This window comes from Rhizobium sp. S152, assembly GCF_030380735.1.
Lineage (GTDB): Bacteria > Pseudomonadota > Alphaproteobacteria > Rhizobiales > Rhizobiaceae > Rhizobium.
In genome coordinates, this window is sequence record NZ_JAUDRZ010000003.1 from 198,343 (window position 1) to 213,331 (window position 14,989).

Consider the following 14,989-nt stretch of genomic DNA (forward strand, 5'->3'; position numbering starts at 1 on the left):
GGAGGCAGGACATGCGCGTGATCCGGACGGTCGCGGAATTGCGGGAGCATCTCGACAGCATCAGGCGGTCGGGAAAACGCATCGGTTTCGTGCCGACCATGGGCTTTCTGCATGTCGGTCACATGGCGCTCGTGTCGCGCGCGCGGGCGGAAAACGAGGTCACGGTGGCCTCGATCTTCGTCAATCCGCTGCAGTTCGGCGCCAACGAGGATCTGGCGCGCTACCCGCGTGCGCCGGAGCGCGACAGCGCGATGCTGGAACAGGCCGGTGTCGATGTGCTCTTCGCCCCCGAGGTCTCGGAGATGTATCCGCGCCAGATGCAGACCGTCGTCGATGTGCCGTCGATCGGCAGCCGGCTGGAAGGTGAGGTTCGCCCCGGGCATTTCGCCGGTGTCGCCACCGTCGTGACAAAACTCTTCAATCTCGTCCAGCCGCATGCGGCCTATTTCGGCGAAAAGGACTACCAGCAGGTGGTGTTGATCAAGCGCATGGTCGAGGATCTCGCCCAGCCCGTTCGCGTCGTCGCGGTGGCCACGGTGCGGGAAGCCGATGGCCTCGCTTGTTCCTCACGTAATGTCTATCTCAGCGCCGAGGAACGGATCGCAGCCCGCATCGTGCCCGCCGCTCTCACCGAGGCGGAGCGGCTTTACGCCGGTGGGTGCGATGATCCCGTGGAGCTGGCGGCCGCGTTGAGAGAGTTCATCGAGCGTGAGCCGCTGGCAAACTGGGAAGTCGTGGCGGTCCGTGATCCCCAAACACTGGAGCCGATGCAGAGCCTGCGCGGCGGGCCGGCGCTGGTCGCTCTCTTCGTTCGCGTGGGCGCGACGCGGCTTCTCGACAACAGGGTTATCGGCGCGCCGGCGACCGAGGAAGGCGAGGGCATCCGATGAGCACGCAGACCAGGCAGAAGCGCCGGACGACAACAGCCATCCGGGCGATGAAGGGCGGTGACCGGATCGTCTGCCTCACCGCCTACACGACGCCGATCGCGCGTCTGCTCGATCCGCATTGCGACCTGCTGCTTGTCGGCGATTCACTCGGAATGGTGCTTTATGGAATGGACACCACTGTCGGCGTCACGCTGGAGATGATGATCGCGCATGGCCAGGCGGTGATGCGCGGCGTGTCGCACGCCTGCGTGATCGTCGATCTGCCTTTCGGCAGCTATCAGGAATCCAGGGAGCAAGCCTTCCGCAGCGCCGCGCGCATATTGCAGGAGACGGGATGCGACGGCGTGAAGCTCGAGGGCGGCGAGGAGATGGCGGAGACCGTTGCCTTTCTCACCGCGCGCGGCGTACCGGTTTTCGGCCACGTCGGGCTGATGCCGCAGCTAGTGAACACGGCGGGCGGTTTTCGCTCGCTCGGCCATTCGCCAGAGGAGGCTGACAAGATTCGCCGGGATGCCCGGGCAATTGCCGACGCGAGCGCCTTCGCGCTTGTTATCGAGGGGACCGTGGAACCGCTGGCGCGGGAGATTACGGCGGAGCTTGCAGTGCCCACGATCGGCATCGGCGCATCGGCGGCCTGCGATGGCCAGGTGCTGGTTTCCGATGACATGCTTGGCCTGTTCAACGAGTTCAAGCCGCGTTTCGTCAAGCGATATGCCGAGTTGAGCCCGCTGATCACGGAGGCGGTGGCGGATTATGCGGATGAGGTGCGGTCCGGCGCGTTTCCGTCCGCCGAGCACACGTTTCAGATCAAGCGGTAGGTGCCCTACCGGTTGAGCCAGGCATCGATGCCGCGCGCGGCCGCGCGGCCGGTGGCAAAGCAGGCGGTGAGCAGATAGCCGCCGGTCGGTGCTTCCCAATCGATCATCTCGCCCGCCACGAACAGGCCGGGCAGGGCCTTCAGCATGTAGTCGTCGTCGATGTCGTTCCATTCGACGCCGCCCGCCGACGAGATCGCTTCGGCGATCGGTCGCGGCCGGACGACCTTGATAGGCAGCGCCTTGATCAGGCCGGCAAGGGCTTTGGGATCGCGAAGATCGCGGTCGCCGGCAAGTTCGCGCAGCAATCCCGCCTTGACGCCATCAATCCCGGCGCCCTTGCGCAGTCGGTTCGAGAGGCTTGCCTTGTGGTCCTGTCGGGCGAGGTCTCTTTCCAGCCGGTCCCGTGTCCGTCCGGGCATGAGATCGACTGTCAGGAGCGCCGGACGCCCTTCATTCAAGACGTCGCGGAGCGCCGCGGCATGGGCATAAACAAGGCTGCCTTCGATACCCTCGCGCGATATCACGAACTCGCCCGGGATCGTGCCCGCCGCCGACGTTGCCTCGACGGATTTGAGCGGTGCGCCGGCAAAACGCTCGCGGAAAGTTTCGCTCCACGCGATGTCGAAGCCGCAGTTTGCGGGTTGGAAGGGGTGGACGGCAACACCTCGCTCCATCATCCAGTCGGTCCAGCGGCCATCGGAACCGAGCTTCGGCCAGCTTGCACCGCCAAGCGCCAGGAGAGCCGCGTCGCAGTGCACGACCTCAACGCCATTTGCGGATTCGACGCGATGGTTGCCCTCCGCAAAGCCGACCCATCGGTGCCGGGTGCGGATCGTCACGCCTTGCGCTTCCAATCGCCTGATCCAGGCACGAAGCAGCGGCGAGGCTTTCATGGCGGTCGGGAAGACGCGGCCGGACGATCCGACGAAGGTCTCGGATTCAAGGCCGGACGCCCAGGTCCTGACATCTGCGGGAGTGAAAGCATCGAGCGCCGTCCTCAGCCGCGCATTCGAAAGGCCGAACCGGTCAGCGAAGTTTGCGTAATCTTCGGAATGGGTGATGTTGAGCCCGGACTTGCCAGCGAGAAGGAACTTGCGGGCGACGGTAGGCATCGCTTCGAAGACCGTGACAGTGTGACCGGACAGAGAGAGAACTTCCGCCGCCATGAGGCCGGATGGCCCGCCGCCGAAGATTGCAATCCGTTTACGCGTCATGAGTTCGCCCAGCGCCGATCTATCTAGGCCTTCTCATGGCTCGCGGCGCAACGAAGTGCAAGCAATCACTCGCCTGATCAATAGCGTGTAAGCCAAATGGCTCGCGGCATCGTCCTGTTGGATTACATCAATCGACGATGCGAAGGCTGACCGTGGGCTTCGCGGGAGCCTGCTCTTCCTTCATGGCATCGTCGTGGTACCAGCAGCTTTCATAGACCGAGGGTACAAGATCCGCCGTAAGGTCGACCTTCGACCGCGTGCCCGCCGGCTTGAATCGCTTGGCGGGAAAAGCGAAAATCTTTGCTGACTCCTGATGTATGACTGTGGCCATGAATGCCTCCTGATCGGGTGCCGTCCTTCGACGTCGAAGCAATATAACACGCCTGCACATAGTTTGCTCTAATTGATTTAAAAAAGTGCAATCTTTGTTGGAATAATGGGCAGCCTTGGTTGCATTCATTTATGTCAGAGTTTTCTAATGATTATTTTTAGAGCAAATGCCTATTAAATGGATTGTTCATGCGGTGTGCGAATGGGTGCCGTTTTTATCTTTGCGTTCTTCTGAGGCATCGGCCCTGGTGGCGGTCGCGTCCTGCTAGGGCCTTAACTGTTTGAGTCCGCTATAGGTTCCAGGCTGTTCAAAGGCCGACTGCGGGCAGGCTGCGAGGTTATTTTGCCCTGCCAACATTTGCAGTCCGACAAACTGGCACGGCACATGCATATAAACGGGCATCCCCGGCGGACGAGGAGATTTAGGCCTCCATGTTCGCCAGGATTTGCTGACACCTTTTGTTTTGAGAGACGCGCAAATGACCAAGTATAAGCTCGAGTACATCTGGCTCGATGGATACACCCCGGTGCCGAACCTTCGCGGCAAGACGCAGGTCAAGGAATTCGCGGAATTCCCGACGCTCGAGCAGCTGCCGCTGTGGGGCTTCGATGGCTCGTCCACGATGCAGGCCGAAGGCCGCAGCTCGGATTGCGTGCTGAAGCCTGTCGCCGTTTATCCGGACCCGGCTCGTACCAACGGCGTGCTCGTCATGTGCGAAGTCATGATGCCTGATGGTGTCACCCCGCATCCGTCCAACGCCCGCGCCACCATCCTTGACGATGAAGGCACCTGGTTCGGCTTCGAGCAGGAATACTTCTTCTACCAGAACGGCCGTCCGCTCGGCTTCCCCGAGCAGGGCTACCCGGCTCCGCAGGGCCCGTACTACACCGGCGTTGGATACTCCAACGTTGGCGACGTCGCTCGCGAGATCGTCGAAGAACACCTCGACCTGTGCCTGGCTGCCGGTATCAACCACGAAGGCATCAATGCCGAAGTGGCCAAGGGCCAGTGGGAATTCCAGATCTTCGGCAAGGGCTCCAAGCGCGCCGCTGACGAAATCTGGATGGCTCGCTACCTGCTTCAGCGCCTGACCGAAAAGTACGGCATCGACATCGAGTATCATTGCAAGCCGCTCGGCGACACCGACTGGAACGGTTCGGGCATGCACTGCAACTTCTCGACCAAGTACATGCGCGAAGTCGGCGGCAAGGAATATTTCGAAGCCCTGATGGCGCAGTTCGACAAGAACCTGCTCGACCACATCGCTGTTTACGGTCCTGACAACGACAAGCGCCTGACCGGCAAGCACGAGACGGCTCCGTGGAACAAGTTCTCCTACGGCGTTGCCGACCGTGGTGCGTCGATCCGCGTCCCGCACTCGTTCATCAAGAACGACTACAAGGGCTACCTGGAAGATCGCCGCCCGAACTCGCAGGGTTGCCCCTACCAGATCGCTTCGCGCGTTCTGAAGACGATCTCCGAGGTTCCTCTCTCGGGTTCCGCTTCGGCTGCTGCATAAGCGCCTGACGATATCGTTCAGCCTTATGATGGCGCCGGTCGAAAGCCGGCGCCATTTTGCTTTTGCCTCGTTGTCCCGGTTCGGAGCAGGAGAGAAACGGAATTCCATCCTTCGCTTTCGAATTCGTGAGATAACGCTGTGCAAGCATCACCCGGCGGTTGAAATATTCAACCAATCGGGCACATTCCTTTTGCGTCGGATGTCAATATCCCTATACTTCCCGCGAACTCTCTCATCGCGAGCTGCCATTGATTTCGGCACGGAAACAGGATCGTCTTCTTCGCCTTCTCGGAAAGCCCGCGCTTTTCGTTGCGGGAGAGGAAATCGTATTGCCGGAGAAGGCATATCCACTTCTGGCGCTGCTGATCACCTCGCCCCAGATGTCGATGGAGCGCGAGAGCCTGCGCGGCATCCTTTGGCAGTCCGACATGTCCAAGCAGCGCGCCGGAAGTCTGCGCCAGCTGCTTGCGCGGATCGATCGCAGCATCCCAGAGAGGCTACCGCGACTCATCCTTGCTACCAACACCGATCTCACCTTCAACGGCGAGTATTGGGATGCCGATATAACGCTTCTCTGCGATCCCGCCGTCACGCTGGAGCGTCCGGACTGGGAATTGCTTACGGGCGAGCTGCTGGAAGGCTTCAAGGCGCCGACGATCGAGGCCGACGAGCGACTTTCGGTAGAGCGCCGGCGGATTTCCGAACGACGTGATGCGCGGATCATGGCGCTTCTCGACGCGCCGGACAAACGGACGTCTGCTGAGCTGCTGTCTCTGGCAAACATCGTGATCGACGCGGATCCCGCCAATGAGGTCGCCTGTCGAACGCTGATGCAGGTTCACGCCGATGCCGGCGATGCGGCCGCCGCGCGCCAGGCCTATTTCCGCTGCCTCAGCGAACTCAAGACCGAATATGGCGCTGAGCCGGATGGCGTGACGCAGGCGCTGGCCCGCGATCTCGGTATCATCGCGCCGGCCGTGCCCGAAGCGGCGCCGCGCCCGCAACCATCGGCTGCCGACCCCGTCGGTCAGCCTCGCGTACTGATCCTGCCGCCGGAGACGATGCTCTCCGATCCGTTGCTGCAGCGCGTCGGCCGCGCGCTTTTGGAAGACGTGACCATCGGGCTCAGCCAGCAGCGCGGTTTCAAGGTGATCGCCGCGCATACCAGCATCGAGATACTGAGCCGGGGCCAGAACGCCGATGCCGCGCCCTTCCCGCAGCAGGACCTGCAGTTCGACTACACGGTCTATGTGACGATCCACGGTCGGGATGACGATATCTACGCGACCTGCCGGCTGACCAAAACGGCGAGCGCGGAAGTTCTCTGGGCGATCGACCTGCCGCTTGCGATGCAGAAGATCAACCAGTCCTTCGGCCATCTGGCGCGGCGCATCGTCATGACGCTTGCCGATACGATCGAGCGGCGCGAGCTTTCGGATATGATGCACGACATCAATCCCTCGGCCTACCGTCTCTATCTCGAAGGCAAGCGGCTGGTGTCGAAGACGGATCTGCAGCACCTCCGGCAGGCGCGCAAGTGGTTCAAGTCGGCGCTCGTCCGACACGATCGCTTCTCGTCCGCCCATGCGGGCATGGCGCGCGTACTCGGCATGGAGTGGCTGGTGCGCGGTATGAAGGATACGCAACTGCTCGAGGAGGCGGATCGCTCGGCATGGTTCGCGCGCGACAGCGACCCGAACAGTGGCCGCGCCATGCGCGAGCTCGGCTTCGTGGCGCTTTACCGGCGCCGGTTCGACGACAGCCTGGATTTCTTCGCCGAAGCGCAGATGCTCAATCCCAACGACGCCGACATCCTCGCCGATCACGCGGATGCGCTGCTTCACGATGGCCAGAGCGACCGGGCGCTTGAGCTCAGCCTCGCCGCGCTGAAGCTCAATCCTCTGCCGCCGGATTATTACTACTGGAATCTCGGTGGCATCCATTTCGTCCAGGAGAACTATTCCAAGGCAATCGAGGTTCTGGATCGCGTGAAGGATCGTCCGGCGACGTCACGTCTGCTCGCGGCCGCGCATGCCAAGAACGGCAATGCGAAGGCCGCGGCGCATTACGCCTCGGTTGTCCTTGAGAATTTTCCTGATTTTCGCACAGAAGATGTCTGGCGTTTTGTGCCTGATCGCAACCCTGAGGACACGCGTCAGTTGATTGACGGCCTGCGTATGGCCGGATTGTCCTGAAGCGTTACACTTCATCGACTTAGCCGCGTTTTTAAGCTGAAACTCAGTCACGCCGGAATAACGCCTGCCGGTCATTCTCCAGCTCGTCCGCAGCACAACGCTGCTTTCAGCTGGAGATAGCAAAACATGTCCACCACCCAGATCAAGCCGACCGTCCGCCTTTCCGCAGCCGCTCAGGCCGTTCTCAAGCAGAACGCCGTTCAGTTCGACACGAACGCCACGGCCAATATCGTTCACGCCCTGAAGTTCCGTTGAGGGTGATGCGAATGTCTGCACAGACTGCACTTGAGCGTCTTGCCACGGATCTTAGCCTTTCGTCGGCCGGGATCAATGGCTATCACGACCGCTCGCTGACACCTGTGCAGACATTCGCGGCCATCAAGCCGCACTTTCAGGAACTCGGCATTACGCGCGTAGGCCTTCTCACCGCGCTTGACCTTCTCGAAATTCCGGTCGCCTTCGCGACCCGGCCGAACAGCTACACGCTGTCGGTGTTCCAGGGCAAAGGTATCGATGAAGCGGCGGCCATGACTTCGGCCGCCATGGAAGCCGTGGAAACGCGCGTCGCTGAAATGCAGCCCGACGATCTCATCACCGCAAGCCTCGACACCATGAAGGCCGAGCGCGCGCCGATGATTGATCTCGATTCGGTCGCCCGTTGCGTGCCGTCGGAGATTGGCGCCGAGCCGATCGGCTGGTGCGAGGGCCTGGATATCGTTTCCAACAAGCCGGTGTTCGTTCCCTGGTCGCTCGTCGGCCTCGACCATCGCGGCGTTCGCCCTTCTGGCTTCGAGCAGTCCAGCGATGGGCTTGCCTCCGGCAACCGGCCGGCCGAAGCGGTGCTTCACGGCATGTGCGAGCTCGTGGAGCGCGACGCCTGGGCACTGACCCAGCTCCGCCCCTTCGAGCAGCTGCGCGGTGCACGCGTCGATCCCCTGGCTTTCCGCGACCCGGTTGTCGACATCATCGTCGATCGAATCCAGCGCGCCGGCATGCAGCTCCTGCTGCTCGACATGACGACCGATATCGGCGTCCCCAGTTTCCTTGCCGTCATCATTCCCGGCAATCTTGGCGAGCGCGTGGATGCCCGCTGGACGAATGTCTGCGGGGGTTGCGGCTGTCATCCCGATCCGGTCCGCGCAGCGCTTCGCGCGATCACGGAAGCCGCGCAGAGCAGGCTGACCGCGATCGCCGGCAGCCGGGACGATTTCACGCCACGCGTCTATCAGCGCCTCGACAACAACGGCCCGATGCAGCAGCTCATCGACCTGTGCAGCGAAACGCCTGTCGCGCCGGCATTCGGCTTCGAGCCGGAGAAGCGCAGCATCCAGGAAAACATTCGCCACATCCTCGATCGGCTGGCCGAACGGGGAATCAATCAGGTGGTGGCCGTTCCGCTCCCGCATCCGCGTCTGCCGGTCTCGGTCGTGCGGGTCATCATTCCGGGGCTCGAGGTCGATGTGGATGGCGAGTTCATCCAGCTCGGTCTGCGCGCCGTCGGCGCCATGCAGGGAGTGCAGTAATGAAGGTGATTTTCGCAGGCCCCAGCTTCGGCAACGATCTGCCTCGTCTCCGCGCGGAAAATCCGTCCATCGAGTTCCGCCCGCCCGCTGCTCGCGGTGATATTCTGCAGGCGGTTCAGGATGGAGCGAAGGCGATCGCCATCGTCGATGGCTATTTCGGCGAGACGCCTTCGGTCTGGCACAAGGAAATTCTCTACGCGCTCGAAAAGAACGTCACGGTTTTCGGCGCCGCCAGCATGGGCGCGTTGCGCGCAGCCGAATGCTCCGCCTTCGGCATGATCGGTGTCGGTTCGATCTACGAGGATTACGCCGAGGGCCGGTTGATCGATGACGAGGCCGTGGCGCTGGTGCATGCACCGGAAGAACTCGGCTGGCTGCCTTTGTCGATTCCTTGGGTCGATTTCCAGCCGACGATCGAGCGGCTGTTCGCCGATGGGTCGATCTCGGTTTGCGAGCACAAGATGCTGCTTCTCGCCGGTCGCCAACTGCATTTTTCCGAGCGCACCTATCCGAAGGCGCTGGAAGGCTGCAGCTTTACGGATGAAGGCCGGGGCAAGGAAATCCTTCGGCTGATTCGTGCCAACAAGGTCGAGCGCAAGCGCACCGATGCGGAGTCCGTACTGCAGCACCTGTTGGGCGCCGAATCCACGGCCTCCAAGCGTGACTGGGGCTTCGCCGCAACGTCACACTGGGAGAGCCTGCGTGCCGAAGTCGCTACCAGTTTCACGCCTGTAACGCTGAAATAACGCTTGGGATCGATGATGCCCTTACTGAAGCTCTCCCCCAGGGCTTGTCAGAGAGGCGGATGAAATGAACGTTCAGACACGGGACGAAGGCACAGGCAGCGAATATGCGCGGATTTTCCGGCTGCTGTCGGCTGCGAAGGACGAGGCCGGCAAACTGAAGCTGCACAACCTTCAGCACCTGACGAACATGGCTCTCCTACAGGTCGTCATCGACTGGGATGGCATCGACCCGGAACGGGAGCTTGACGTCAATCTTGAAAAACTGATCGGAAGAAAAACGCAGATAGCAATGAAAGATGCCAGCGAGAACCTGGTGCTTCTCGACTGCCATTGATTAATGATGTCAGCGTCTCGGACCGGGCAGCTTATTCCGCGGCTTCGTCCACCTGATCCATGCCGGCGACAGCCTGGACGAGCTTGACGATTTTCTTGCGGACCTGTTCGTTCTTGATCGACAGGAAAGCGGCGTTCAGGAGCACGCCATCGCGCGATACGACGAATTCCTCGCTTGGCGTCGGGTTATCGTTTGCGGAGCCCTGTGCCGACATATCTTCGAAGAAGGAGCGCACGTCGACATCGAGAGCGCCGGCAATTTCTACCAGCATGCTCGCGGAAACGCGGTTCGAACCCTTCTCATATTTCTGGATCTGCTGAAATGTAACACCAACCCGATCGCCAAGCTCAGTCTGTGATACTTTGCGCATCAGTCTCTTTATGCGGATCGTCTTTCCGACATGAACATCGACTGCATGGGGTGCCTCTTTCATTGCTTTATCCTTTCCGCGCGAGTTGCTGCACGATTATATTACTGTCCGTCAACCTATCGGAGATAATTGATCGGATCAATTGTGTGATTCGTTTTTTCTAGCGAGCAGGTATTTTCAAGCAACACATTGAATTTCATGCATATATTCGTGCACTAACGATGTGGGCCGCACCATATTCGGGTTGTGCCGCTCATCAACTGGAGGACGTTATTAGTCCGTCGTTGAGTTTCGTCTAACATCGGCAGTATTTTAGGCGATAGAGAAGCACTTACGCACGCGTTTCCACTATCGTCCGTTAAACGGCCGAGCGGGTCCCAGGACCACCGAGCAACGTTGGTCGCTCTGGCCAAAAAACGTCACGGTTACCTAGCGCCGGACGAAGTCGCGAAGGCTTGAGATTACAATGGTGGCAGAAGCTGCGCCGGGATCGACATGACCAAGCGAGCGGTCGCCGAGCCGCGCCGACCGACCCTTGCTTGCCACCATATCCCGCGTGGCATCGCGCCCCGCTTCCGCCGCCGCCAGAGCCGCCGCATAGCACTCGGAAAGTGACAATCCCTCGGCGCCGGCCCGTGCGCAGGCCGCGGCTGCAGGCGCCCAGGCATCGACCATCGTCTTCTCGCCAACCTCGGCCTTGCCGCGATCTTGGATACCCTTTGCCATGGCAGCGAAAATTTCGCACATGTCCCCGTAGTCCAGCGAGACTTTGCCCTTCACCGCGGCGGCCGCGCGCATGAAGGCCGTTGCGTAGAGTGGGCCGGAAGAAGCGCCGACGGCGTTCAGGAACGCCTTCGCCGCCGTATTGAGGACGCCGGTAGGCTCTGTTGCGGCCGGATCCAGTTCGCCTGCGGCCTTCGCGGCGGCGGTAAAGCCGAGTTCCATGGCGATGCCATGGTCGGCATCGCCGATCACGCCGTCGAGTTGGCAAAGATGATCGCGCTCGGCCGACATGCGCTCGGCGATTGTTCTCAGAAGTCCCTGCAGGTCGGAAACAGTGAACTCGCTCATGCCGTCACCGTGCCGCTGCGGAACATCGCGCAGTCACAAGGGTGGTCGATCAGCATCCGCAACTCGTCGTCGAGACGCATCAGGCTGATCGACGCGCCGGCCATCTCCAGCGAGGTGCAGTAGTTGCCCACAAGCGCGGTATGAACCACGATACCCGCTTCGTCGAGACGCGCCTTTAGCCGGCGCATCATGATGTAGAGCTCCATCAGGGGTGTGGAGCCGAGGGAGTTGACGAGAACCGCGACGCGCGAGCCGGATGCCATCCCGCTATCGGCTAGGATCGTGTCGACGAGTTCATCGGTGACGGCGTCCGCTGGTTTCAGTTTTTCGCGCGAAATGCCTGGCTCGCCGTGGATGCCCATGCCGACTTCCATCTCGTCCTCGGCGATCTCGAAATTCGGCCGAAGCGTCTGCGGCAGCGAGCAGGGCGCCAGCGCCACGCCCATGGTGAAGGTTTCGTCGTTCGCCTTTCGCGCGATGCGTTCGACCTCGTCGAACGAATACATAAGGTCGCAAGCAGCACCGGCCGCCTTGAAGATGAAGACGTTGCCGGCCACGCCGCGCCGCTTCTCCCTCTGGTCGCGAGGCGCGGAGGCGACATCATCGGTGGTGACGACTGTGCGCACCTCGATATCGTCCATGGCAAGCATTTCCGCCGCCATGTCGAAGTTCATCACGTCGCCGGCGTAGTTGCCATAAATGAAGAGAACGCCCGCGCCGCCGTCCACCGCCTTGGCGCATTCGATGATCGGATCCGGCGGCGGTGATGCGAAGACGTTGCCGACGGCAGCCGCATCCGCCAGACCCTTGCCGACGAAGCCGAGGAAGCTCGGTTCGTGGCCGGAGCCGCCGCCTATTACCAGCCCCACCTTGCCCGTGCGCGGGCCCCGCTTGGCGACGATCGAGCGCGGCGAACCGCTCACCGTCTGCAGATGGTCGGGATGCGCGGCCAGGATGCCTTCGAGCATCTCGTCGACGGCGGCGCCGCCGTCATTGATGAGCTTCTTCGTCTTCACGCCATTCCTCCCTCATGTTGGTATCGGAGGCTATAGCTAAGCGTCAGCGATGCAAGGTCAATCCGCGAGCGGAACGGACTTGACTTCGTATGGCGAAAGCTCAAGCAAGCCGGCGGCAAGCGGCTGGCGGCTGTTCAGCGAACCGAGATCGATCTGCTGCACGCTCTTCGTCACGTTGATCAGCCACAGCAGCGGCCCGTCGGTGGCATCGACGATGAAAGCCCGCACACGCGAAGCGCTCGACGAACGGCATTCCGTCCATTCCCGGCCTGCAAGAGCGGCGAGCGTTTTCACGGCCTTGAACAGTGGTCGCTTTTCACCTTCCGGAACCGGCTCGTCGTGGCCGGCAATGAGGCCGAAGGAACCGGTCAGGGCGGAGAGCGTCAGGCACTCCAAGCCGGCATCCAGCACGCTGGCGACATAGGCCATGGTAAATGCCTCGGCGAATAGGCCGTTATGGCGCGGATCGGTGTTGGCCATCGGGATGCGGCCGCCGTTCGGGTTCTCCATCGTCCGGCTGCCATAGGGGTTCTGGCGCATCGGAATGGTGGAGGGTCCGATGCGATAGGGCTTGTCGCCATAGATCGCGCGCACCGAGCGGGTGATGAAGGGCAGCGCCTCCAACGTCTGCATGACGCTCAGATCATCGGCGGCATGGACGATAGGATTGGTGCAATGGCTGACGAAGGCGAGCGGCGCGGAAGGCACCCGCTTGCGGTTCAGCTCGGTGAAGTAGCTGAGCATGCCGCCGCCGATCCTGATGCCTGCGAATGCCTTGTGTGCTGCGGCATAGACATCCTCCAGCGGCGGGCATTCCGGCCAGACGCTGCCCGGAGGTGTCGATTGCCGGTCGACGGAAGGTGAAATGATGATGGCATCGGGCACGAAGCCGGCATCGCGCATCGCGGTTGCGATGTCCTGTGCCTCGGTGTCGAGCGGTCGCTTGCACGGCAGCGCGATTTCCACTGTCGTCGTACCCTTGTGTAGCTTCGCCACGGCGGCGAAGCGCGTGAAGGCGCTGCCATCGTGCCCTGCCGTCGGGTCGAAATGAAAGAGCAGTTCCTGCGGGCCGATTTCGGCAAGCGGTTGGCGCGCCTCGATCACGGCATCCGCCTCTTCGGGCGTCACGATGATGCCGATGGAAGGGAGCATTCCGCGCTTCTCGCCGCGCTCCAGCGATACCGGGGGCAGGGACGCGTCCGTGGATGCCGGAGATGTCGTTGCGGATCGCGTGTCGCTGATATCGAGAACGACGCGCTGGCGCACCGGTTCGCCGGCCGCGATCCGGTAGGGCCATGGCAGTGCCAGCGGGCGAACATAGGTCTTGTAGGAGGCGTCCGACCAGTTTCGCTGGTCCTCCATCTCGAACACGTCGCCTTCCATCCGGCAGCGCGCGGTCACCCCTGGCATCACCGTATGGGTGATCTCGCGCATGTCCTTGAACGGCTGCCATGGCTCGATCAGATCGGGAAAACGCGTTTCGACGCGGCTGCCATCGACATGCTCGACAGTAACAGGCGTGCCGGCGACGCCGACGATGGGATGGAGAATGCAGAAGCCGCAGCGGTTCGTTTCGAAGCCGGTCGCCGAGATCGCATCGGCTTCGAACACCAGAGGCGCATCGGCCGCCGCCGATATCGTCACCCGAATTGCAAGATCGGTGCCTTCCGGACCTGCGCAGCGCGCGACGTAGACGACGGAGAAGCTATCGTCTTTCCGGTCGACCGCCAGTTCGGTGATCTCGGGGGCATAGGTGCCCCAGTCGCGGTCGCGCACCAGATAGGAGACTGCGCGAAGCACCTCGACGCCGTCATAGGTGATGCTGCGAAGATTGCCGTCGGAGAGATCGACCGAAAGCTTGCCCGATGTCAGCCGTTCCGGCTGGCGTTCGCTTTCCCGCGTTCCGTAGATCAGGAAGCTGTCGGTCATCGCAGCATTGCCTCGACATCCACGGTCTGGCCGCTGGCCGCGCTGTCATAGGCCGCTTCCACCAGGGCGAATGTCTTGAGGTTGTCGGCGCCGGAAGTCGAGGTTTCGCTGCCGGCGGCAAGGCTGTCGGCCCAATGCTGCTGGATCGCGAAGACGCTTTCCTGGATGTTGTGCCAGGGGCGCGAAGCCCAGGAAAGAAGCTTGGGCGAGACGTCGGTAACCGTGGTGCCCTCCTGCCCGGTTACCTCGAGACGATAACCCTGCGACAGACGAATGCTGCCCTTGGTGCCGTCGAGCTCGATCAGCGTTTCCGGGAACGGCTCGGTCGAGAGCTTCGATGCGTAGCTGACATCGACGATCGACGTCGCGCCGCTCTCGTGATCGAGCAGCATGGTCGCCACGTCCTCGCCCTTGATTATGGGATTGACCCGCTTGGTGCGGGCGCTGAGCTGGCGCACGTCGCCCATGATGTAGCGGGCGATATCCAGCGTGTGGATGCCGAGATCCTCGATGATGAAGCGCTCGCCCTCGGCCAGATAAGGCTGGCCGGAGAAGACGTCATAGCCGGAGCGGAAGGAGAAGCGTGCCCAGAACGGCTCGCCGATCACGCCCGCTTCCAGCACCTTCTTCACTTCCTGGATCGGCGTCTGCCAGCGGAAGTTCTCATGCACCATCAGCGGCACGCCGGCCTTCGCGCAGATCTTCACCATTGCCTTGGCGTCATCGAGCGTCTTGGCGAACGGCTTCTGACAGATCGCCGGGATATTATGAACCGCGGCCATTTCCACCAGCGCGCGGTGGCTCTGGACGGTCGTGGCGATATCCACGAAGTCGAAGCCGCCATCCGCGAACATTGCGGCGGCATCGCTGTAGCGGCGCTCGATACCGAACTGGTCGCCGACGATCCGAAGCCGGTCCGGATCGCGGTCGCAGATCGCCACGATCCGGGCGCCCGGCACATCCTGCCAGGCGTGCATCTGGTTGATTGCGAAGAAGCCGCAGCCGATGAGAGCGCCGTTCAGTTCCGCCATTC

15 protein-coding genes are annotated in these 14,989 nt (G+C 61.9%); 8 read left to right on the forward strand and 7 right to left on the reverse strand.

Annotated features, from left to right (window positions below; all coding sequences use genetic code 11):
- Positions 1-11 precede the first annotated feature (11 nt).
- Positions 12-890, forward strand: coding sequence for a pantoate--beta-alanine ligase (gene panC / locus QTL95_RS05560; protein WP_289718976.1), 879 nt, complete (start codon positions 12-14; stop codon positions 888-890).
- On the forward strand, positions 887-1,708 hold the full coding sequence (gene panB, locus QTL95_RS05565) for a 3-methyl-2-oxobutanoate hydroxymethyltransferase (protein WP_289718977.1): 822 nt from the start codon (positions 887-889) through the stop codon (positions 1,706-1,708). Before panC ends, panB begins: the two co-directional genes overlap by 4 nt.
- Before the next feature lie 5 nt (positions 1,709-1,713).
- Here panB and QTL95_RS05570 read toward each other — a convergent pair whose 3' ends face one another.
- Both QTL95_RS05570 and QTL95_RS05575 read right to left on the reverse strand, forming a co-directional pair.
- Complete coding sequence (locus QTL95_RS05570; RefSeq protein ID WP_289718978.1) at positions 1,714-2,922, reverse strand: TIGR03862 family flavoprotein; 1,209 nt, start codon at positions 2,920-2,922, stop codon at positions 1,714-1,716.
- Between the two features lie 127 nt (positions 2,923-3,049).
- Positions 3,050-3,253 (reverse strand): DUF2735 domain-containing protein, encoded by a 204-nt coding sequence (locus QTL95_RS05575; protein ID WP_289718979.1) that lies wholly within the window; start codon positions 3,251-3,253, stop codon positions 3,050-3,052.
- Positions 3,254-3,731: 478 nt separating this feature from the next.
- Between QTL95_RS05575 and QTL95_RS05580 the strand changes: the two genes are divergently transcribed.
- From QTL95_RS05580 to QTL95_RS05605, 6 genes are all read left to right on the forward strand, one after another.
- Positions 3,732-4,772, forward strand: coding sequence for a glutamine synthetase beta-grasp domain-containing protein (locus QTL95_RS05580; protein ID WP_289718980.1), 1,041 nt, complete (start codon positions 3,732-3,734; stop codon positions 4,770-4,772).
- Positions 4,773-5,101: 329 nt separating this feature from the next.
- Entirely contained in the window at positions 5,102-6,967 is a 1,866-nt protein-coding gene (locus QTL95_RS05585) for a BTAD domain-containing putative transcriptional regulator (protein ID WP_289718981.1), read from the forward strand.
- 126 nt (positions 6,968-7,093) lie between these two features.
- Positions 7,094-7,222, forward strand: coding sequence for a hypothetical protein (locus QTL95_RS05590; RefSeq protein ID WP_289718982.1), 129 nt, complete (start codon positions 7,094-7,096; stop codon positions 7,220-7,222).
- Between the two features lie 11 nt (positions 7,223-7,233).
- Positions 7,234-8,490: a YcaO-like family protein gene (locus QTL95_RS05595; RefSeq protein WP_289718983.1), complete on the forward strand. Its 1,257-nt coding sequence runs from the start codon at positions 7,234-7,236 to the stop codon at positions 8,488-8,490.
- Entirely contained in the window at positions 8,490-9,236 is a 747-nt protein-coding gene (locus QTL95_RS05600) for a TfuA-like protein (protein WP_289718984.1), read from the forward strand. Before QTL95_RS05595 ends, QTL95_RS05600 begins: the two co-directional genes overlap by 1 nt.
- A 64-nt stretch (positions 9,237-9,300) precedes the next feature.
- Positions 9,301-9,570 carry a hypothetical protein gene (locus QTL95_RS05605; RefSeq protein WP_289718985.1) on the forward strand — a complete coding sequence of 90 codons (270 nt, stop codon included), beginning with the start codon at positions 9,301-9,303 and terminating at the stop codon, positions 9,568-9,570.
- 31 nt (positions 9,571-9,601) lie between these two features.
- On the opposite strand, the gene QTL95_RS05610 is transcribed toward QTL95_RS05605, so the two are convergent.
- From QTL95_RS05610 to QTL95_RS05630, 5 genes are all read right to left on the reverse strand, one after another.
- On the reverse strand, positions 9,602-10,003 hold the full coding sequence (locus QTL95_RS05610; protein ID WP_289718986.1) for a helix-turn-helix domain-containing protein: 402 nt from the start codon (positions 10,001-10,003) through the stop codon (positions 9,602-9,604).
- A 366-nt stretch (positions 10,004-10,369) separates the two neighbouring features.
- On the reverse strand, positions 10,370-11,011 hold the full coding sequence (gene dhaL, locus QTL95_RS05615; protein WP_289718987.1) for a dihydroxyacetone kinase subunit DhaL: 642 nt from the start codon (positions 11,009-11,011) through the stop codon (positions 10,370-10,372).
- Positions 11,008-12,027 carry a dihydroxyacetone kinase subunit DhaK gene (locus QTL95_RS05620; RefSeq protein WP_289718988.1) on the reverse strand — a complete coding sequence of 340 codons (1,020 nt, stop codon included), beginning with the start codon at positions 12,025-12,027 and terminating at the stop codon, positions 11,008-11,010. Before QTL95_RS05620 ends, dhaL begins: the two co-directional genes overlap by 4 nt.
- 57 nt (positions 12,028-12,084) lie before the next feature.
- Positions 12,085-13,956, reverse strand: coding sequence for a D-apionate lactonase (gene apnL, locus QTL95_RS05625; RefSeq protein WP_289718989.1), 1,872 nt, complete (start codon positions 13,954-13,956; stop codon positions 12,085-12,087).
- Positions 13,953-14,987, reverse strand: a complete 1,035-nt coding sequence (locus tag QTL95_RS05630; RefSeq protein ID WP_289718990.1) for a Gfo/Idh/MocA family protein — start codon at positions 14,985-14,987, stop codon at positions 13,953-13,955. The genes apnL and QTL95_RS05630 overlap by 4 nt, the downstream gene beginning before the upstream one ends.
- Positions 14,988-14,989: the final 2 nt, after the last annotated feature.

Bases quoted from the DNA above. Each gene is read 5' to 3' on its own strand.
- panC (WP_289718976.1), top strand. From the start codon at position 12: ATGCGCGTGATCCGGACGGTCGCGGAATTGCGGGAGCATCTCGACAGC.
- panB (WP_289718977.1), top strand. From the start codon at position 887: ATGAGCACGCAGACCAGGCAGAAGCGCCGGACGACAACAGCCATCCGG.
- QTL95_RS05570 (WP_289718978.1), bottom strand. From the start codon at position 2,922: ATGACGCGTAAACGGATTGCAATCTTCGGCGGCGGGCCATCCGGCCTC.
- QTL95_RS05575 (WP_289718979.1), bottom strand. From the start codon at position 3,253: ATGGCCACAGTCATACATCAGGAGTCAGCAAAGATTTTCGCTTTTCCC.
- QTL95_RS05580 (WP_289718980.1), top strand. From the start codon at position 3,732: ATGACCAAGTATAAGCTCGAGTACATCTGGCTCGATGGATACACCCCG.
- QTL95_RS05590 (WP_289718982.1), top strand. From the start codon at position 7,094: ATGTCCACCACCCAGATCAAGCCGACCGTCCGCCTTTCCGCAGCCGCT.
- QTL95_RS05595 (WP_289718983.1), top strand. From the start codon at position 7,234: ATGTCTGCACAGACTGCACTTGAGCGTCTTGCCACGGATCTTAGCCTT.
- QTL95_RS05600 (WP_289718984.1), top strand. From the start codon at position 8,490: ATGAAGGTGATTTTCGCAGGCCCCAGCTTCGGCAACGATCTGCCTCGT.
- QTL95_RS05605 (WP_289718985.1), top strand. From the start codon at position 9,301: ATGAACGTTCAGACACGGGACGAAGGCACAGGCAGCGAATATGCGCGG.
- QTL95_RS05610 (WP_289718986.1), bottom strand. From the start codon at position 10,003: ATGAAAGAGGCACCCCATGCAGTCGATGTTCATGTCGGAAAGACGATC.
- dhaL (WP_289718987.1), bottom strand. From the start codon at position 11,011: ATGAGCGAGTTCACTGTTTCCGACCTGCAGGGACTTCTGAGAACAATC.
- apnL (WP_289718989.1), bottom strand. From the start codon at position 13,956: ATGACCGACAGCTTCCTGATCTACGGAACGCGGGAAAGCGAACGCCAG.
- QTL95_RS05630 (WP_289718990.1), bottom strand. From the start codon at position 14,987: ATGGCGGAACTGAACGGCGCTCTCATCGGCTGCGGCTTCTTCGCAATC.